The sequence below is a fragment of the Kitasatospora sp. LaBMicrA B282 genome (assembly GCF_050325825.1).
Lineage (GTDB): Bacteria > Actinomycetota > Actinomycetes > Streptomycetales > Streptomycetaceae > Kitasatospora.
The window spans coordinates 1-16,698 of sequence record NZ_JBNQTI010000069.1 but is presented as its reverse complement, the minus strand read 5'-3'; the positions used below and the strand labels follow the sequence as shown (position 1 = coordinate 16,698).

The window sequence follows — 16,698 nt, the reverse complement described above, 5'->3', positions numbered from 1 at the left end:
GGGGGGGGGGGGGGGGGGGGGGGGGGGGGGGGGGGGGGGGGGGGGGGGGGGGGGGTGGGGGTTCTCCCCCCCCCCCCCCCCCCCCCCCCGCTCCCGTTCGTGCGCGTGTGCGCCGCTGCGCCCTCAGACCTCGTACACCGCACCGGCCTTGGCCAGCTCCACCGGCCCGCGGTAGGCGGCCTCGGCGTCGCGCAGGTTGCGCTGCGGGTCGGTCCACGGCGGGATGTGGGTGAGCAGCAGCCGGCGGGCCCCGGCGGCGGCGGCGTGCTCGCCGGCCTCCCGGCCGTTCAGGTGCAGGTCCCGGTAGCTGTCGCGGCCGTCGGTGAACGCCGCCTCGCACAGGAACAGGTCGGCGTCCCGGGCCAGTTCGACCAGTTCGGGGCTCTCCCCGGTGTCGCCGGAGTAGACCAGCGAGCGACCGCCGTGCTCGATCCGGAAGGCGAAGGCCTCCACCGGGTGGTTGACCCGGGCCGTGGTCACGGTCAGCGGGCCGAGCGCGAAGGTGCCCGGGGTGAGCGTGCGGAAGTCGAAGACCTCGGTCATCCCGGGCTCTTCGGGCATGTCGTAGGCGCGGGCGAGGCGGCCGGCGGTGTCGGCGGGGCCGTAGACCGGCAGCGGGTCGGGGCAGCCGCCCTGGCGGTAGTTGCGGGCCACCCAGTAGGCGCACAGGTCGATGCAGTGGTCGCCGTGCAGGTGGCTGAGCGCGACCGCGTCCACCTCGTAGAGGCCGACGTGGTTCTGCAGGGCGCCGAGCGCGCCGTTGCCGAGGTCGAGCACCAGGTGGAAGCCGTCGGCCTCGACCAGGTAGCTGGAGCAGGGCGAGTCGGGCGACGGGAAGCTGCCCGAACACCCCACTACAGTCAGTTTCATCCCGAGCCCCTCCGCCGGATCCAGGTCCCGCGCACGCCGATGACGCCGGGTGAACACCGGCGAGTAGCTGCAGCGGTCGCGTGTCGAGGGTAAGGGCGGAGCGGCACTTTGCCCCCGTCCCCGTGCCGGGCTGTGGCTGGAATCACCAGAACGGGGCGGCGCGGGGACGGGACCGCGCGCTCGGCGCCACGGTATGGCGCTGAGCGGGCTTGCGAGCGAAGCGACATGGCCGTGGCCGGAAGACTCGCGGTACGGCGCCGGGCGGGCTTGCGAGCGAAGCGAGGGGGCTGCCGGGTCAGCGGTGACCGGGGCGGCGGCGGGCCCAGGCCCGGACGGTGTCGGCGTACCAGCGGGGGTGGCCGGCCCGGTCGACGAAGTCGGGATCGGGCAGCAGGCCGTGCCGACGGTAGTTGCGCACGGTGTCGGTCTGGACTCCGATGTGGCGGGCGATCTCGGCGTAGGACCACAGGTCGCCGCTGCTCGGGTTGCTCATCTGGCGCCACCTCCGGGTGTTCCGAGGATCGACCCTCGGGCTTGCGTGAGCCGGTGCGCGATCAGCTTTTCGGACCCGGGGTGGCGGACCGTGGCGCGGCGGGCGTCGTGGTGATTCCGTGACAGAGCGGCAGCAGCGAACGGATAAATCCTCAACTGTCACACCGGTACGGTCAGCACATGAATGTCTCGAACGGCGCGTCGCTGATGCTCGTGGTCGGTCTGCTGGTGCTCGCCGTGGTCGCCGTCCTGGTCCTGCTCGGTGCCGCCACCCGGTACCGCCCCGGCCGGCGCCCGCCCGGTCGGCCCGCGGCGGCGCCCCGGCCGACGCGGCCCGACCACGAGCGGAACGCCGGCGGGCGGCGCCCCGCGCCGCGCGAGATCTGGTGGGCCGAGGTCCCGTTCGAGGACGGTCCGGGCAGCAAGGACCGGCCCTGCCTGGTGCTCCGCGTCCAGCCGCGCAGCGCCACCGTGCTGAAGATCACCAGCAAGCACCACGCCGAACTGGCCGGCCTGGTCGAGCTGGCGCCCACCGTGGTCGGCGACCGCCAGGGCCGGACCAGTTGGCTGGAGACCGGGGAGCGGCGCGAGGTGCCGCTGCACGCCTTCCGCCGCCGGGTCGGCCCGCTGGACCAGCCGACCTGGGAGCGGGTGCAGCACGCCGTGGAACGCGGCGGCGACCGGCACCAGCCCCGTTAGCCGGGCGATACCGGCCGCCGGAGTCCGATCTGTCGGCGCCCGCGGGCCTCAGGCCCAGAGCTGACCCTGCAACAGCTCCACGGCCTCCTCGGTGCTGGCCGCGGTGTAGATGCCGGTGGACAGGTACTTCCAGCCGCCGTCCGGCACCACGAAGGCGATGTCGGCCCGCTCGCCGGCCCGCGCCGCGCGCCGGCCCACGCCGATCGCCGCGTGCAGGATCGCCCCGGTCGAGACGCCGGCGAAGATGCCCTCCTCGGCGAGGAGTTCACGGGTGCGGCGGACCGAGTCCGCCGAGCCGACGCTGAACCGGGTGGTGAGCACCTCGGCGTCGTAGAGCTCGGGCACGAAGCCCTCGTCCAGGTTGCGCAGCCCGTAGACCAGGTCGTCGTAGCGCGGCTCGGCGGCCACGATCTGCACCCCGGGCACCTTCTCGCGCAGGTAGCGGCCCACGCCCATCAGGGTGCCGGTGGTGCCCAGGCCGGCCACGAAGTGGGTGACGCCGGGCAGGTCGGCCAGGATCTCCGGGCCGGTGCCGGCGTAGTGCGCACCGGCGTTGTCCGGGTTGCCGTACTGGTAGAGCATCACCCAGTCCGGGTGCTCGGCGGCCAGCTCCTTGGCCACCCGCACCGCGGTGTTGGAGCCGCCGGCGGCGGGCGAGGAGATGATCTCCGCACCCCACATCCGCAGCAGCTCGCGCCGTTCCTCGCTGGTGTTCTCCGGCATCACGCAGACGATCCGGTAGCCCTTGAGCTTGGCCGCCATGGCGAGCGAGATGCCGGTGTTGCCGCTGGTCGGCTCCAGCACGGTGCAGCCGGGGGTGAGCCGGCCGGCCGCCTCGGCCTGCTCGATCATGTGCAGCGCCGGGCGGTCCTTGATCGAGCCGGTCGGATTGCGGTCCTCCAGCTTCGCCCAGAGCGTCACCAGGCCCGCGGAGTTGCCGGGGATGGCGGCGGAGATCCGGGGCAGCCGCACCAGCGGCGTGTTGCCGACCGCCTCCAGCGGGCTGTCGTAGCGCATTACTTCGCGCCGCCGGCCACGGCCGGAAGGATGGTGATGCTGTCGCCGTCCTGCAGCCCGGTGCCGATGCCCTCCAGGAAGCGGACGTCCTCGTCGTTCAGGTAGACGTTGACGAAGCGGCGCAGCTCGCCCCGGTCCAGCAGGCGCTCGGCGATGCCCGGGTGGCGGACGTCCAGGTCGGCGATCAGCTCCTGCAGGGTGCCTCCGGCGCCCTCGACGGCCTTGGCGCCGTCGGTGTAGGTACGGAGGATGGTCGGGATGCGGACCTCGATGGCCATGGCTGCGCTCCTCGGCAGTGGTAGGGGGCCGCGGGCGCGCGGCGGGTACTGGGTGCGTGACGTGCTGGGTGACGTACGGGCGGGCACCGATGAGGCGTTGCCCGGGCGTGGTGCGCGGCTCGCCCGGCCGGGCGAGCGGGGCGTCAGGCGTCCGGACAGATCGCCGCGGCGTGCCGGCACAGGTCGATGTGCAGGCGCGCCACGAGGCGGGTGCCCGGGGCCTGGATGCTCACATCGACGGAACGCATGGGCTCATCGTATAGATTCCCGCCCCGGTTCCGACAGGCGCGTCTCGCAGGGCGGATGCTTTCGTGTCGCCCTGTGAGATTCGCGGCGGAACGACCGGTGCCGGACCGCCCTTGGCCGCCGCACGGTCGGACCGCCCCCGCTAGCCGACGATCTCCACGTCTTCCTCCGTGATCGTGCCATCCACGATCCGGAACGAGCGGAACTGGAACGGGTCGCCCTCGGCGTGGCCGTCCGCGGTGGAGACCAGCACGTAGTGGGCGTTCGGCTCGGAGGCGTAGCTGACGTCGGTGCGCGAGGGGTAGGCCTCGGTCGCGGTGTGCGAGTGGTAGACGACCACCGGCTCCTCGTCCCGGTCGTCCATCTCGCGGTAGAGCTTGAGCAGGTCCGCCGAGTCGAACTCGTAGAAGGTGGGCGAGCGGGCCGCGTTGAGCATCGGGATGAAGCGCTCGGGGCGGTCGCTGCCCGCCGGGCCGGCGACGACCCCGCAGGCCTCGTCCGGGTGGTCGGCGCGGGCGTGGGCGACGATCGCGTCGTGCAGCTCTCGGGTGATGGTCAGCATGCGGCCAGGATAGGGCCCGCCTGCGCGGCGCCCGGGCGCTTGTCCGAGCTGTGGGCGCCGCGCTGGACAGCTGCCGCAGGGGAGGCGGGCCCGGGGCGGCCCGGCGTCAGCCCGTCATCGCCTCGAGCAGCGACTCCTGCATCGCGCCCAGCCAGAGGTAGGCCATCACCAGCGGCTTGCGCTCGTCGCTGTCCGGCAGGTCGTAGAGGCCCTGCTCGTCCTCCTCGGTGACCTCGAGCCGCACCCCGAGGGTCAGCCGCAGGTCGTTGAGCGCGCCGAGCCAGCGCGGACACTCCTCGGGGCCGGGGCGCAGCACCCCGCCGTCCCCGCCGAGGGTGTCCAGCGAGCGGATCACCAGCAGCGCGTCCTCGCGCTTGCGGTGGCGCAGGTCCGGCTCGGTGTAGCGGCGGAACTCGCCGGCGGCGGCCTTGGTGCCGGGGTCGGCCGCGGTGCCGGGCTCGCCGTAGGCGTTCGGGAAGAGGCGGGCCAGCGCCGGGTCGGCGGGTGCCTCGGTGGGGCCCTCGGTGAAGAGCGCGGCGAGCGGGTCGGTCTCGGCGCCCGGGGCGCCGGCCGGGCCCGGGCCGATCAGCTCCAGCATCTGCACTTCGAGGGAGCGGAGGATGGCGGCCTCCACCTCCTCGAGTGCGATCGCCGCGCTGCCGTCGGGGGTCCGCTCGAACAACCCAGCCATCGTCAGGTATCCGTCCGCATCTCGTAGGTGTCGGTGGGTCGGCCGCGCGGGTCGGCGGCCGACGGAGGGTCGCCGGGTCAGTCGTGCTGCAGGGTGGCCCACAGGCCGTACCCGTGCATGGCCTGGACGTCCCGTTCCATCTCCTCGCGGGTGCCGGTGGAGACCACCGCGCGGCCGCGGGTGTGGACGTCCATCATCAGCTTGCGGGCCTTCTCCTTCGGGTAGCCGAAGTAGGCCTGGAAGACGTAGAGGACGTAGCTCATCAGGTTGACCGGATCGTTGTGCACGATGGTCACCCACGGAGTGTCCGGCTCCGCCACCGGGAGGCTCTCGGCCTCGGTGCGCTCGATCTCGGCCGGCGCGACACTCACGACTGGCTCTCCTCACGGGGACGGCTCGGTGGGTTCTCCCGGGACTGGCCCGGTGGGGGCGCCCCGGCCGACGACCGGCACGCCTCCCCTGATCTCCCATGCTGCCATCCGGGGGAGGGCGGAGCGATTCCGACCCGGCCGCTGCGGTGCGGCGATCACCCTGCGATCACCCCCGGGGCGACCCGCCGAACTGAAATCGTCAAACTGACGCTAAGTGGTAGTAGCATCATCCTCATGGACGCCAAGGCATTCCCGGCGGCGCGCTCCGCCGTGCCCACCTCCCCGGTAGCGGACTCCACCGCGCTGCTCACCGACCGCTACGAGCTGACCATGCTGCAGGCCGCGCTGCGCAGCGGCGCCGCGCACCGCCGCTCGGTCTTCGAGGTGTTCACCCGCCGCCTGCCCGACGGCCGCCGCTACGGCGTCCTGGCCGGCACCGGCCGAGTCCTCGACGCGGTGGAGAACTTCCGTTTCTCCACCGCCCAGTTGGACTGGCTGGCCGACCAGGAGGTGGTCGACGAGCCGACCCTGCGCTGGCTGGCCGACTACCGCTTCCGCGGTGACATCCACGGCTACCCGGAGGGCGAGGTCTACTTCCCCGGTTCGCCGCTGCTCACCGTGGAGGGGAGCTTCGCCGAGGCGGTGATCCTGGAGACGGTGATCCTCTCGATCCTCAACCACGACTCCGCGATCGCCGCCGCGGCCTCCCGGATGACGGCCGCCGCGGGGGACCGGCCGTGCATCGAAATGGGCGCCCGGCGGGCCCACGAGGGCGCCGCGGTCGCCGCCGCCCGGGCGGCCTACCTGGCCGGCTTCGCCGCCACCTCCGACCTGGCGGCCGGCTTCACCCACGGGATCCCGACCACCGGCACCGCCGCGCACGCCTTCACCCTGCTGCACGACAGCGAGCGGGACGCCTTCACCGCCCAGCTGGCCTCGATGGGCACCGGGACCACCCTGCTGGTCGACACCTACGACCTGGCCGAGGCGGTGCGCACCGCCGTCGAGGTGGCCGGCCCGGAACTCGGCGCGGTGCGGATCGACTCCGGCGACCTGACCCTGCTGGCCCACCGGGTGCGCCGCCAGCTGGACGAGCTGGGCGCCCGCAAGACCCGGATCATCGTCACCTCGGACCTGGACGAGTACGCGATCGCCGCCCTCGCCGCGGCCCCGGTGGACGGGTACGGGGTGGGCACCAGCCTGGTCACCGGCAGCGGGCACCCGACCTGCGCGATGGTCTACAAGCTGGTCGCCCGGGCCGGCTCCGACGACCCGGCGGCCCCGCTGGTGCCGGTCGCCAAGCGCTCGGCCGGCGCCAAGTCGAGCGTGGGCGGACGCAAGTGGGCGGCCCGCCGGCGCGACGCGGACGGCGTGGCCGAGGCCGAGGTGGTGGGCACCGGCGAGCTGCCGGCCGAGCTGGCGCCGCACGTGCTGCAGGTGCCGCTGGTGCGGGGCGGCGAGGTGGTCGGGCGCGAGCCGCTGGCCGCGGCGCGCGAGCGGCACCTGCGGGCCAGGGCGGGGCTGCCGCTGTCGGCCACCCAGCTGTCCAAGGGGGAGCCGGTGCTCGCCACCGAGCTGCGCCTGGGCTGAGCCCCGACCGGACCGCTCGGGTGTGCGGGGCGCGGGGGTGCCCACCCGGGCGGGTGGCGGGCAGGTCGCGGGGCGGTCACCGAGTGGCGGGCCCGGTCGGCGGGTGGTGGGCTCGTCGCAGCGCAGCACACGCCCCGGTCGCGGAGCGTGCCGCGGGGTTCACGCCAGTGGCGGGATCGCGCCACGGTCGGGTCGCTTCCCCGCGGCGCAGCCCCTTCCGCCCTTCACCACCACTCCCTAGAGTGGCCACACCCCACTCCCCTCCCCCACCGATCACCCGAGCCGATCCGGCGGGCGCAGTGCGGGGGGCCACGCCGCCCGACCGGTTCGGGCGACCCGACCGGTCGCGCCACCGGCCCCGGTCACCCGACGAACGTCCGGACCGAACGACAGACCGCCACACCGAGCCATCGCCAGACCGACCCACCGAGCCACCGATCCACCGAGCCACCGCCACACCGACCCACCGCCAGCGAGGAAGCAAGCCATGCAACGGGCCCTGATCGTCATCGATGTGCAGAACGACTTCTGCGAGGGCGGCAGCCTCCCCGTCGCCGGCGGCGCCGAGGTGGCGGCCGCGATCACCGAGCTGATCGCCACCAGTCGGGCGGACTACGGGCACGTCCTGGCCACCCGGGACCGCCACGTCGACCCGGGCGCGCACTTCTCCGCCGACCCGGACTACGTGGACAGCTGGCCGCCGCACTGCGTGGCGGGCACCGAGGGGGTCGGCTTCCACCCCAACTTCGCGCCCTCGGTGACCTCGGGCGCGATCGAGGCGGTCTTCGACAAGGGGGCCCACGCGGCCGCCTACAGCGGTTTCGAGGGCTTCGACGAGAACGGCGACACACTGGCCGACTGGCTGCGCGCGCGGGAGGTGACGGCGGTCGACCTGGTCGGCATCGCCACCGACCACTGTGTGCGGGCGACCGCACTGGACGCGGTCCGGGAGGGGTTCGCCACCCGGGTGCTGCTCGACCTGACCGCGGGGGTGGCGCCCGCGACCACCGCCGCCGCGCTGGACCAGCTGCGCGAGGCCGGGGTCGAGTTGGTCGGGAGTCCGGTCCTGGGGGAGTGAACGGGTTCGGGGGGCGGTGCGGGTTCGGGGTGCCGATCCGGGGGTTGCACGGTCCGGCGAGTTGCACGGTCCGGGAGGCTGGACGGTCCGGGCCGCGGGCCGGCTAGCCCTCGGTCAGCAGCAGCTCCACCACGTCGGCGCCGCCGGCCAGGAACGCCTCGCCCAGCTCCGCCGCCGTCACCGCGGGCTCGGCGGCCAGCCGGTCGCCGCCCAGGTAGACGACCCGGACCCCGAGGTACTCCATCCGGTGCTGCCCGGAGCGCACCCAGGCCTGCTCCCCCTCACTCACGCAGCGCAGGTCGGAGTCCACCTCGACGGCGACCCCGGCCTGCGGCCAGTAGAGGTCCGGCACGGCGACGAAGGTGCCGCCGCGCATCCGCAGCTCGGGCCCGACCAGCGGCTCCGGCAGCAGCTCGGCGGCGGCCAGCTCCAGCACCGCGCCGATCGCCGACTCGCGCCGGGCGGCCAGCAGCTCGTCCAGCGCGGCCCGGACCCGGGGCACCTCGACCAGTCCGGCCTCGCGCAGCTCGGCGAGCAGCTCGGCCAGCCCGCAGGCCGGCCGCCCGTCCGGACCGCGCGCCGCCACCGCCTCGCGCAGCACCGAGCGCAGCGCGGCGGGGCTGAGCACCACCCGGTCCGCGACCGGCTCGGCGAACTCCGCCCCGCTCGCCCCGCCGGTCACCGAGTCGGCGACGGCGGCGCCGAACGTGCCGTTGACCGCGCCCGCCTCGACCTCCGGCCCGAGCCACTCGCGCAGCGCGTCCGCCACCGCCCGGGCGACCGGCGCACAGGCCAGCCCGTGCACGTCGTGCGCGACCAGCTCGCGCGCGGTGCGCTGGATCCGCACCTCGCCCACGTCGCGCAGCCGGCGCTGCCGCGGCACCAGCACCTGCACCCCGGTGACGGCGGGCAGCCGCGGCACCGCGGTGAACCCGTAGAGCGCGAGCGCCGCCGCGCCGGTGATCAGGGCGCCTTCGCGGCTGCCCGCCTCGCGGCCGTTCTGCGCCGCGTACAGCAGGGCCGCCCACATCCGCTGCTCGGGCGTCGGCGTGCCGGTCTGGAGCAGGTAGACCCGGGGCAGCAGGCGCTGCCAGGGCCCGCCGCGGCGGCAGTGCTCGCTGACCACCCGGGACGGAACTCCCCTGGCCCGCAGCTGACTTGCCGTGATCACGTTCTGCTGGCGGCGGGCCAGCTCTTCGAGCGAGGGAACGGAGGAGGGGATCTGGTAGCTCATGCGACAACCCTCCCCTGTCACCCGGTCGCCGCATTCACAACCTGACGCACCGTTACGTATTCGTCGTCAAACCGGGACACCTCCGCACTAAAGTCGCCATACCCTCACTCAAACGGAGTAACTAGGCGCAAAGTACTTGCAGATTGTGTCATCTGATGATGGGCGATCGATCGGTTCGGCATGACAGCCGTCACGCCGCAGCAGTGATCACCCCCTCTGTCGGGCGCCCGCGGGCACCCGGCAGAATCGTGCTCACCGGCGGGGCGAACAGCGCGGGGCCGGAGGACCGGGGGAGCCGACATGTTCTTCAAGACCGCCGCCAAGACCGCAGACCCCGAGGCCGGCGCCGCCACCGCCCCGGCGGCCAAGGGGCTGGCCGCCGTCACCGAGCCGATCGAGGAACTGAAGCTGCCGGTCTGGTTCTTCGGTTTCGAGGCCGTCTTCGCCGCCGCCTACGACCTGCAGGCCGCCTTCCGCTGGCTGCTCCCGGTGATCGGCGTCCTGGTGGTCGTCAACGTCGTCGTCTCGTTCACCCTGATGCGCAAGCGGCTGCGGCTGGCCCGCGCACTGTGGCGCGGCAAGGAGACCCGCAAGGTCGCGATCGCGCTGCTGGCACTGCGCCTGGGCAGCCACTTCGCGCTGAACGCGGTCGGCGTCGCGGTCACCGGCGTCGCCGCCCACCTGGCCTACGCCGTGGTGCTGAGCGCGATCACCGTCACCCTGCTCGCCTTCACCCAGCAGACCGCGCTGCGGGCCCTGGAGCGCCAGCGAGCGGCGGCCGCCGGCCAGGACGCCGCGGCGGCCGCGACCCCCGTCGAGACCCAGCCCGCGGTGTGATCCGGGCCACGCCCGCGGAACACTCCCTCGGGGAAAACGCTCCCACGGCATTGCCTACCATCGGGGCATGCCATATGACGAGACATCAGGTCTGAGCGCAGCCCAGCTGCGCCTGGGCCGGCTACCCGGATACGTCCGGCAGCCCGACCCCGCCCGCCGGTCCGGCGAGCGGGGTTCGGCGTACAAGAAAGGCTGGGAGGTGCGGTTCACGGCCCGCAGCGAGGCCGAGATAGCGGAGATCCGCGAACTGCTCGTCGCCGCCGGCTTCGCACCCGCCCGCCCTTTCTTCAAGGGCCAGCAGCTGATCCAACCGGTCTACGGCATGGCCGTGGTGCGGACCTACCTGGAGGCCCGCGCCCTGGGCGCCTGACCGCACGCACCACCCCCGAACGCGCTCGCCGGCGCGTTCCGGCACCCCGCACGGTCGTCGGGACCTCCCCACCGGCGAGTGCCCCTCCCTGCCGGCACCTCCCCCTCCTGCCAGTACTCCCCTCCTGACAGTACGAAGAGCGAGCGGCCCAGCGCGGTCGGCTCCTACACCACGCGGGGCGGGTTCTCCTCGAACTCGGTGCGGGTCAGCAGCCCGTCCCGCTCCAGCGCGCGTCCTCCCGGCCGTGCTCGCGACCGTGCTACCCGCCCTACTCCGCGGCCGGACGCGGTTCCATGAACTCCAGCCGGTTGCCGAGCTTGTCGAACGCGTAGAAGCGGTCGTACCCGGGGAACTCCCCGTCCCAGGTCACCGGGTGTCCGTGCGCCTCCAGCCGGTCGGCCAGCCGGGCCAGCCCGTTCACCAGGATCCCCGGGTGCGCCTTGCGGGCCGGGGCGAAGTCCTGCTCGACGCCGAGGTGCACCTCCAGCCCGCCGCCGCGGAACCAGCAACCGCCGCGGGCGGCCAGCGCCGGCGGCTTGGTCAGCTCGGTCATCCCGAGCGCCTCGCCCCAGAACTCCCGGCAGAGCGGCTCGCTGCCCGGCGCGATCGCCAGCTGGACGTGGTGCAGGCCGGCGAAGAAGTCATCAGATTCGGTCATGCCAGGACCTTATCGGCGGGTATACGGATTGTCAGTCCCCAGCTGGTGCGGCGGAGGCGGGGTCTCCCGGCTGGCGCGGCGGATCAGCACCACCACGCCGAGCACGACCAGCACCACCACCACGCCGCCGGCGCCGTAGAGCCAGACCGGCGTGCCGCCACCGCCGCTGTCGGCCCCGGTCGCCTGCGGCAGCGGCGCCGGCGAGCCCGGCGCCCCCTGCGACTCGATCCGGCCGAGCAGCGGATTGTCCTTCGGCCCGTCGTCCACCGCCGGGTTAGGCGCCAACGACTTGGACGGGGACGCGATGCCGTAGCCGTAGCGGTCGTTGGGCACCTTGCTGTGGTCCGGCGGCGCGGCGGCACTGGTGATCATCCGCCGGATCACCTGGCCCGCGGTCAGGTCGGGGTACTTGGCGCGGACCAGGGCGGCGATGGCCGAGACGTAGGCGGTCGCGTCCGAGGTGCCCGTCGCGTAGCGGTAGTCGGTGGCCGACTTGTTGCCGGCGCTGTAGATCCCCACCCCGGGCGCGACCAGGGTCACCTCGGGGCCGTGGTCGGAGTGGTCCCAGAGGTTGCCCTGGCGGTCGATCGCGCCTACGGCGACGACCCCGGGGAAGGCGGCGGGGTAGGAGACGACGGACCCTAGGTTGCCGGAGGCCGCCACGAGCACAACGTCATGCGAGACCGCGTAGTTGATGGCATCCCGGTCCTCGGGACTGGTGCGCATCGCGGCGCCGAAGGACATGTTCACGACCTTCGCCCCATGGTCCACCGCATAGCGAAGCGCATCCGCGAACCTCAAGTCGGGCCCGCCCTGGACATCGCCCAGATCCTGCAAGCCGACCCGGATGGGAAGGATCTTGGCCTTCGGAGCCAGCCCCATCACACCGGCCTGGTCCCCATGGCCGTGCCCCGCGATGAGGCTCGCCATGCCGGTGCCGTGCCCGTCCTTGTCCACCCGGCCATCACTCTGGTCACCGGTGAAGTCCACGCCGGGCAACACCTGGCCGGTCAGGTCCTGCTGATCCGGGTACACGCCCGTGTCGATCACCGCGACGGTCACGCCGTCGCCCTGGCTGATCGGCCAGACCTTGGTCGTCGCCTGGTAGGCCTGCAGGGCCCACTGCTGGTCCCGGATGTTGTCGGCGAGGGCCGGGGCCGCAGCCAGTCCCCACACCAACGCCCCTGCAGCGAGGACGGCCATCCCCCGCGCCGGCCGACTACTCGCCACTATTCGGTCACCCCAATCCTCCGAGCTGTCACCCTGAGCAGTGACTCATTCCACCACGTCCGGGTTGACAGGCTCCTCCAACATCCAGCTCTCCTCGTCCTCCACCAGGTAGTCGGCGCGCTTGCCCTCCTTGCGCTTCTGCCGGCTCGCCTGCGGTGTCCCGGCCGGCAGGAACCCCGTGCCGTGTTCGGCCTCCGCCGTGGTCTCGACCTCGGCAGCCTCGGCCGCCTCGGCTTCGACCGCCGGCACCCGACCGCGTACCCCGATGCCGCTGCCACCCTCGGTGAAACCCCGCCGTGGGGTGGTCGCTGCCTGACCGCCGCCGAACAACTCCCCCTCGCCGACGGCCTCGGCGCCACCTCGCGCGGCCGCACCACCGCGACCGGCGAACGTTCCTACCGGACGGTTCACGGGCTGCGCGGGCTCTCCTGCCACGGGCGGAACCCCGAGCGCCACCGGCCGACCGATCCCACTGCCGTAACCCATCGGCAGCGAACCACCGTTCGGGGCGCTACCACCCCCGAGCGCGGGGCCGGCAACCCCGGTGGTTCCGACAGGGGCCGTGCCGGCCACTCGGGCGCTGTCCAAGCCGGTGCCATCGCCGAGTACGGGGGCCTGGACCGGAGCGGTCGGAGTGCTCGCGGCCGGTCGCACCTGCTCCGTGGGTCCCGGCGCTTCCGCACCGATGGCGGTCGACTTCGGCGGCCTGGGCGCAGGATTCGCGACCCCGCCCTTGATCCCGGAATCGGTCGGCGTGACGGTCGGAGTCACCGAGCGCCGCGGCGCGGCGACAGCGGGAGCCGCCTGTGGGCGGTCGGTCACGCGGGCGACCACCCGACTGTTCTCGGGCGCAGAGACATAGCCACCGACCGCGCCAAGACTGGCGCCCATCGCAAAGGCGGTCAGCGCCGCGGCCGGGGTCGGGTCCGGTGGCGGAACGCTCGGATCGTCGTAAGTCACCGGCGGCGGCTTCAACACCGGTGTCGCCGTGCGGTACTTCGTGGCCAGCGTCTGCATCACCGCGACCGCTTCGGCCTTCTTCTGGTCCTTGATCGGCACCTGCGTGCTGTCGTCCTGGACCCCCATCACGTTCTGCGCGGTGTCGGAGATCGCGTTGCCGAGCTGGGACAAGAAGCCCGGCTCGTCGGGCATGTCGTGCTTGGCCTGGTCGATCGCCTCGGACATCATCTTCAGCGTGTTGGCGGTGTCGTTCGCGTACGCCGCCGCGTTGTTGACGCTGTTGGCCAGCTTGGTCATCTTGTCGTAGAAGGCGTCGCTGCTGGTGCCCTGCCAGGAGTCGGTGGCGGTGCTCGAGGCGGTGTCCAGCGCGGTGCGGATCTGCTTCAGGGTGTCCGCCGCCCGGCGCCAGGGATCGCTGGCGGACATCACGTCGCCGGAGTTCAGGGCCTCGACCATCTTCCGCAGGTCCGAGTGGCTGAACGTGTTGAAGTCGGTGACATCCGAGCTCACGAGCCCGCGCCTCCTGTCCCGTGGACGGTCGTCCTCACCATGTCGGCTGCTGCACCGGGCCGTTGCCGGTCCCGTCGCTCTCGGGCGCCGGCTCACCGCCCTGGCCTGCCGAGCCGCCCTGACCCGCCGCACCGCCCTTGCCACCCGAGTTCCGCTTGCCCGCACTCCCCGGCGCCACGGGCGCCCCCGCCTGGGGGACGCCCTCCGGCACCCCGGCGTCCTGGTCCACCGTCGCCTCCGGCGCGGCGTCCGGTGCGCCCCCACCCCCCGCAGCGGCCGCCTTGCGGCCCGTCACCGCCCCGGTGACCACGCCGGCCGCACCGGCGCCGTAGGTGAGCGGCGAGCCCGGCAGCGTGCCGACCGACCAGCCGTCGTCGGAGACCCGCAGGCTCTGGACGGTGTCCTGCTCCTGCCGGTCGTAGTTGTCGGCCGTCAGGTCGGCCTTCTTCTGCGAGTCGTCGATCGCCTCCTGCAGGGCGGTGAGCACGTCGCGCAGGCCGTCGCGCATCAGGTCGTACTGGTTGCGCAGGGCCGTCGCCTCGGCGAAGGTGCCGAGCGACTCGGACCCGATGCCGCTCCTGGCGTGCGTGGTCGGCCCGTCCGCGTGCTGCTGGAACTCCGCCAGCAGGCCGCGGACCTGGCCGGCGAAGGTCCGCAGACTGCCCACCTCGACCTGGTAACCCGAGCCGGCCCCGCCGCTGCCGCCGCTCCCGTTGTCGGCCACGGTTCGCGCCTCCCCGTCGTGTTCCCGTCAGCCCTGAGGGCTCAGCCTGCCAAGTATTGAACTGAAGTCCAACCCCGCCTGTCCATCATTCGACTCCGGTCCGTCCACGCCCGGTCACCTCGGGTGGCCCGGGCGGGCGTTGCGCTCGGGCCGGACCTGGTGGTTCGTCAGCAGGTGGCCAGGGCGCGGCGGCAGAGCGAGTCGGCGTGCCGGGTGGTCTCGGGCAGGCGGTAGCGCGGCGACAGGGCGAGCACGCAGTCGACCGCCTCGGTCAGCCCGATCCGGTGACCGACCGAGACGAAGACCGGCTTCACCCCGGCGCGGGTGCGCACCGCGCGGCCCACCTCCTCGCCGGTCGCCCGGTCGAGCAGCGGGGTCCAGGCGCCGCGCTCGGCGGCCGGGTCCGCGTGGTCGAAGACGAACGGGGACTTGGCGACGCCCAGGGTGCGCAGGCCGGTGAGCACCCCGAGGTGGCTGGCCAGGCCGAGGCGGCGCGGGTGGGCCAGGCCGTAGCCGTCGCAGACCACCAGCTCGGGCTGCCGGCGCAGGCCCGCCAGGGCGTCGACCACGGCCGGGATCTCCCGGAAGGCGAGCAGCCCGGGCAGGTACGGGAAGGCGACCCGGCCGACCGCGGTGGACTCCTCGACCACCTCCAGGGTGGCGGAGTCGAGCAGCACGGCCGCCGCGGCGACCAGGTCACGCTCGTCGTCGTAGGCCACGTCGACCCCGGCCACCAGCGCCCCCGGCAGCGGCGCCGAACCGTGCGGGTCGACCAGCGGGCGCAGCCGCTGCTGTTCGGCGAGCGCAGCGTCCTCGGTGCGCGGCCAGCCGTCCAGGTCGACCGGGGAGAGGTCCACCGGGGACCGGACCTCCACGGACGGGGCCCCCGTCATGGCCTCGGCGGACGACGGCTGTTCGGGCTGGCTCACGCACTCTCCCCCGGAGTCGGTACGGACATCGCCGCCCCACGCTACCGAACCGACCCCGGGGCTCCGCGTTCAGTTCGTCGAGACCACCACCGTCTTGGCCGCCTTGTCGTGCAGGCACTGGCGGTACGGCTTGTCGAAGACCCCGTACAGGCCGTTGACCAGCCACCACAGGCCGCAGCAGAGCACGGCCGGCAGGGTGTAGACGGCGGCCCGGGTCCAGGCGGCCGAGCCGACCGGGCTGCTGCCGTCCGCCAGCATCGCGACCCGGACGTTCATCGCCTTCTTGCCGAGCGTCTGACCGTCCCGGGAGAGCATCAGGCCCTCGTAGACCAGGTAGAGGGCGTAGAAGACCCAGACGCCCTCGGTGTAGCCGTTGCGGTTGGAGAAGCCGGCGAACGGCAGCACCAGCAGGAAGGCGATCACCTGGACGATCACGTAGTCGATCACCCGGGCCAGGATCCGGTGCGGCCAGGTGCCCAGCGGTGGCATCCCGGCGACCGGGGCGGGGCCGCCCGCGGGGGCACCGGAGGGGGCGCCGCCGTACGGGTTGCCGTCGTAGGGGTTGCCGCCGCCGTAGCCGCCACCACCGCCGAAGGGGGCTCCGGTGTACGGGCCGGCACCGGAGGCGTCGGGGTCGCCGGGTTGCTCGGCGTTCGGGGGCTGCTGCGGCGGCTGCTTGTCGAAGGAGGGCTTGCCGCCCCCCTCCGGCTCAGGCTCGGAGCGCGAGGGGTCGAAGGTGCTCATGCAGAGAGTAGATCACCGGAAATCCCAGCTCTTATGGATATTCGCCCGTTTTGCCCCATCGCTGCGGCGCACCCGCCCGTGACTCACCCCTTCACGACCCGGGTGCGCGCCGCGCGATCCGGCCAGCCGCGCCGCTGCTGACGGTCGACCAGCGGGACGAGCAGGCCCAGCAGCGTCAGGGCCGTCAGCTGCCCGACCAGCCAGCGGGCCAGCGACCGCCCGAAGCCGGGCGCCCGCACCCCGCCCGCCGGCTCCACCCGGACCACCCGCACGCCGAACAGCCGCTTGCCGAGGCTGCGACCGGTCATCGCGACCGGCAGCGCCTCGCCGAGGAAGCCCGCCAGCACCAGGACCCCGAGCACCAGCGCGACCCGGCCCAGCACGGTACCGTCGAGCAGCCAGACCTGCACCTCACGGCCCGTCAGCCGGCTGGCCACCTGTGCCTGGTCGAGCTTCTGCTGGAGGTGGGCGGTGGTGTCGGCGATCAGCGGCACGCCGACCGCCGCGGCCGCGCCGACCGCCAGCAGGCCGTCCACCAGCCGGGCTCCCAGCCGCCGCCCCAGCCCGGCGGCCGCCAACGGACGCGCCGCGGCCGCCCGGGCGGACCT

Annotated in this window: 21 protein-coding genes; 5 read left to right on the top strand and 16 right to left on the bottom strand. The window is 73.7% G+C overall.

What is annotated here, in order from left to right:
• Window positions 1-123: 123 nt before the first annotated feature.
• Both ACQRUO_RS20365 and ACQRUO_RS20360 read right to left on the bottom strand, forming a co-directional pair.
• Window positions 124-870: an MBL fold metallo-hydrolase gene (locus tag ACQRUO_RS20365; RefSeq protein ID WP_428317410.1), complete on the bottom strand. Its 747-nt coding sequence runs from the start codon at window positions 868-870 to the stop codon at window positions 124-126.
• Window positions 871-1,165: 295 nt separating this feature from the next.
• On the bottom strand, window positions 1,166-1,363 hold the full coding sequence (locus ACQRUO_RS20360) for a MerR family transcriptional regulator (protein ID WP_428317409.1): 198 nt from the start codon (window positions 1,361-1,363) through the stop codon (window positions 1,166-1,168).
• A gap of 179 nt (window positions 1,364-1,542) precedes the next feature.
• On the opposite strand from ACQRUO_RS20360, the gene ACQRUO_RS20355 reads away from it, so the two are divergent.
• Window positions 1,543-2,061, top strand: a complete 519-nt coding sequence (locus ACQRUO_RS20355; protein ID WP_428317408.1) for a type II toxin-antitoxin system PemK/MazF family toxin — start codon at window positions 1,543-1,545, stop codon at window positions 2,059-2,061.
• A gap of 48 nt (window positions 2,062-2,109) precedes the next feature.
• Here the strand turns inward: ACQRUO_RS20355 and ACQRUO_RS20350 are convergent, their stop codons facing one another.
• The 6 genes from ACQRUO_RS20350 to clpS form a co-directional block, all read right to left on the bottom strand.
• Window positions 2,110-3,078 (bottom strand): PLP-dependent cysteine synthase family protein, encoded by a 969-nt coding sequence (locus tag ACQRUO_RS20350; RefSeq protein WP_428317407.1) that lies wholly within the window; start codon window positions 3,076-3,078, stop codon window positions 2,110-2,112.
• A complete protein-coding gene (locus ACQRUO_RS20345) occupies window positions 3,078-3,356 on the bottom strand; it encodes a MoaD/ThiS family protein (RefSeq protein ID WP_428317406.1) in 279 nt (92 codons plus the stop codon). The genes ACQRUO_RS20350 and ACQRUO_RS20345 overlap by 1 nt, the downstream gene beginning before the upstream one ends.
• Window positions 3,357-3,499: 143 nt before the next feature.
• Window positions 3,500-3,604, bottom strand: coding sequence for a putative leader peptide (locus ACQRUO_RS20340; protein ID WP_348533704.1), 105 nt, complete (start codon window positions 3,602-3,604; stop codon window positions 3,500-3,502).
• A 140-nt stretch (window positions 3,605-3,744) separates the two neighbouring features.
• Window positions 3,745-4,164 (bottom strand): Mov34/MPN/PAD-1 family protein, encoded by a 420-nt coding sequence (locus ACQRUO_RS20335; RefSeq protein ID WP_428317405.1) that lies wholly within the window; start codon window positions 4,162-4,164, stop codon window positions 3,745-3,747.
• 106 nt (window positions 4,165-4,270) lie between these two features.
• Window positions 4,271-4,855, bottom strand: coding sequence for a DUF2017 domain-containing protein (locus ACQRUO_RS20330; protein WP_428317404.1), 585 nt, complete (start codon window positions 4,853-4,855; stop codon window positions 4,271-4,273).
• A gap of 77 nt (window positions 4,856-4,932) precedes the next feature.
• Window positions 4,933-5,226 (bottom strand): ATP-dependent Clp protease adapter ClpS, encoded by a 294-nt coding sequence (clpS, locus tag ACQRUO_RS20325; protein ID WP_428317403.1) that lies wholly within the window; start codon window positions 5,224-5,226, stop codon window positions 4,933-4,935.
• A 234-nt stretch (window positions 5,227-5,460) separates the two neighbouring features.
• On the opposite strand from clpS, the gene ACQRUO_RS20320 reads away from it, so the two are divergent.
• Together ACQRUO_RS20320 and ACQRUO_RS20315 are read left to right on the top strand one after the other, a co-directional pair.
• Window positions 5,461-6,816: a nicotinate phosphoribosyltransferase gene (locus ACQRUO_RS20320; RefSeq protein ID WP_428317402.1), complete on the top strand. Its 1,356-nt coding sequence runs from the start codon at window positions 5,461-5,463 to the stop codon at window positions 6,814-6,816.
• A 487-nt stretch (window positions 6,817-7,303) separates the two neighbouring features.
• The gene (locus ACQRUO_RS20315) at window positions 7,304-7,894 is read left to right on the top strand and encodes an isochorismatase family protein (protein WP_428317401.1); all 591 of its coding nucleotides are present in this window, start codon (window positions 7,304-7,306) and stop codon (window positions 7,892-7,894) included.
• A gap of 103 nt (window positions 7,895-7,997) precedes the next feature.
• On the opposite strand, the gene ACQRUO_RS20310 is transcribed toward ACQRUO_RS20315, so the two are convergent.
• On the bottom strand, window positions 7,998-9,128 hold the full coding sequence (locus ACQRUO_RS20310; RefSeq protein WP_428317400.1) for a hypothetical protein: 1,131 nt from the start codon (window positions 9,126-9,128) through the stop codon (window positions 7,998-8,000).
• 300 nt (window positions 9,129-9,428) lie between these two features.
• On the opposite strand from ACQRUO_RS20310, the gene ACQRUO_RS20305 reads away from it, so the two are divergent.
• Both ACQRUO_RS20305 and ACQRUO_RS20300 read left to right on the top strand, forming a co-directional pair.
• Window positions 9,429-9,965: a hypothetical protein gene (locus ACQRUO_RS20305; protein ID WP_428317399.1), complete on the top strand. Its 537-nt coding sequence runs from the start codon at window positions 9,429-9,431 to the stop codon at window positions 9,963-9,965.
• Window positions 9,966-10,032: 67 nt separating this feature from the next.
• Entirely contained in the window at window positions 10,033-10,335 is a 303-nt protein-coding gene (locus tag ACQRUO_RS20300; RefSeq protein ID WP_428317398.1) for a hypothetical protein, read from the top strand.
• Window positions 10,336-10,603: 268 nt separating this feature from the next.
• Here ACQRUO_RS20300 and ACQRUO_RS20295 read toward each other — a convergent pair whose 3' ends face one another.
• The 7 genes from ACQRUO_RS20295 to ACQRUO_RS20265 form a co-directional block, all read right to left on the bottom strand.
• On the bottom strand, window positions 10,604-10,993 hold the full coding sequence (locus ACQRUO_RS20295; protein ID WP_428317397.1) for a glyoxalase: 390 nt from the start codon (window positions 10,991-10,993) through the stop codon (window positions 10,604-10,606).
• 9 nt (window positions 10,994-11,002) lie between these two features.
• Complete coding sequence (gene mycP, locus ACQRUO_RS20290) at window positions 11,003-12,169, bottom strand: type VII secretion-associated serine protease mycosin (RefSeq protein WP_428317396.1); 1,167 nt, start codon at window positions 12,167-12,169, stop codon at window positions 11,003-11,005.
• 99 nt (window positions 12,170-12,268) lie between these two features.
• Window positions 12,269-13,693 (bottom strand): PPE domain-containing protein, encoded by a 1,425-nt coding sequence (locus ACQRUO_RS20285; RefSeq protein WP_428317395.1) that lies wholly within the window; start codon window positions 13,691-13,693, stop codon window positions 12,269-12,271.
• A gap of 34 nt (window positions 13,694-13,727) precedes the next feature.
• Window positions 13,728-14,417, bottom strand: coding sequence for a hypothetical protein (locus tag ACQRUO_RS20280; protein ID WP_428317394.1), 690 nt, complete (start codon window positions 14,415-14,417; stop codon window positions 13,728-13,730).
• A gap of 167 nt (window positions 14,418-14,584) precedes the next feature.
• On the bottom strand, window positions 14,585-15,310 hold the full coding sequence (locus ACQRUO_RS20275) for an endonuclease V (RefSeq protein ID WP_428317430.1): 726 nt from the start codon (window positions 15,308-15,310) through the stop codon (window positions 14,585-14,587).
• A 105-nt stretch (window positions 15,311-15,415) separates the two neighbouring features.
• Window positions 15,416-16,090, bottom strand: coding sequence for an RDD family protein (locus ACQRUO_RS20270; protein ID WP_428317393.1), 675 nt, complete (start codon window positions 16,088-16,090; stop codon window positions 15,416-15,418).
• A gap of 83 nt (window positions 16,091-16,173) precedes the next feature.
• The coding region (locus tag ACQRUO_RS20265; RefSeq protein ID WP_428317392.1) for an RDD family protein at window positions 16,174-16,698 on the bottom strand (525 nt) is incomplete at its 5' end.

Excerpts from the sequence above, each read along its gene's own strand:
- ACQRUO_RS20345 (WP_428317406.1), bottom strand. The coding sequence starts at position 3,356 with ATGGCCATCGAGGTCCGCATCCCGACCATCCTCCGTACCTACACCGAC.
- ACQRUO_RS20315 (WP_428317401.1), top strand. The coding sequence starts at position 7,304 with ATGCAACGGGCCCTGATCGTCATCGATGTGCAGAACGACTTCTGCGAG.
- ACQRUO_RS20335 (WP_428317405.1), bottom strand. The coding sequence starts at position 4,164 with ATGCTGACCATCACCCGAGAGCTGCACGACGCGATCGTCGCCCACGCC.
- ACQRUO_RS20360 (WP_428317409.1), bottom strand. The coding sequence starts at position 1,363 with ATGAGCAACCCGAGCAGCGGCGACCTGTGGTCCTACGCCGAGATCGCC.
- ACQRUO_RS20340 (WP_348533704.1), bottom strand. The coding sequence starts at position 3,604 with ATGCGTTCCGTCGATGTGAGCATCCAGGCCCCGGGCACCCGCCTCGTG.
- ACQRUO_RS20350 (WP_428317407.1), bottom strand. The coding sequence starts at position 3,078 with ATGCGCTACGACAGCCCGCTGGAGGCGGTCGGCAACACGCCGCTGGTG.
- ACQRUO_RS20310 (WP_428317400.1), bottom strand. The coding sequence starts at position 9,128 with ATGAGCTACCAGATCCCCTCCTCCGTTCCCTCGCTCGAAGAGCTGGCC.
- ACQRUO_RS20295 (WP_428317397.1), bottom strand. The coding sequence starts at position 10,993 with ATGACCGAATCTGATGACTTCTTCGCCGGCCTGCACCACGTCCAGCTG.
- ACQRUO_RS20275 (WP_428317430.1), bottom strand. The coding sequence starts at position 15,310 with ATGACGGGGGCCCCGTCCGTGGAGGTCCGGTCCCCGGTGGACCTCTCC.
- ACQRUO_RS20305 (WP_428317399.1), top strand. The coding sequence starts at position 9,429 with ATGTTCTTCAAGACCGCCGCCAAGACCGCAGACCCCGAGGCCGGCGCC.
- ACQRUO_RS20355 (WP_428317408.1), top strand. The coding sequence starts at position 1,543 with ATGAATGTCTCGAACGGCGCGTCGCTGATGCTCGTGGTCGGTCTGCTG.
- ACQRUO_RS20330 (WP_428317404.1), bottom strand. The coding sequence starts at position 4,855 with ATGGCTGGGTTGTTCGAGCGGACCCCCGACGGCAGCGCGGCGATCGCA.
- ACQRUO_RS20320 (WP_428317402.1), top strand. The coding sequence starts at position 5,461 with ATGGACGCCAAGGCATTCCCGGCGGCGCGCTCCGCCGTGCCCACCTCC.
- ACQRUO_RS20365 (WP_428317410.1), bottom strand. The coding sequence starts at position 870 with ATGAAACTGACTGTAGTGGGGTGTTCGGGCAGCTTCCCGTCGCCCGAC.
- ACQRUO_RS20300 (WP_428317398.1), top strand. The coding sequence starts at position 10,033 with ATGCCATATGACGAGACATCAGGTCTGAGCGCAGCCCAGCTGCGCCTG.
- ACQRUO_RS20270 (WP_428317393.1), bottom strand. The coding sequence starts at position 16,090 with ATGAGCACCTTCGACCCCTCGCGCTCCGAGCCTGAGCCGGAGGGGGGC.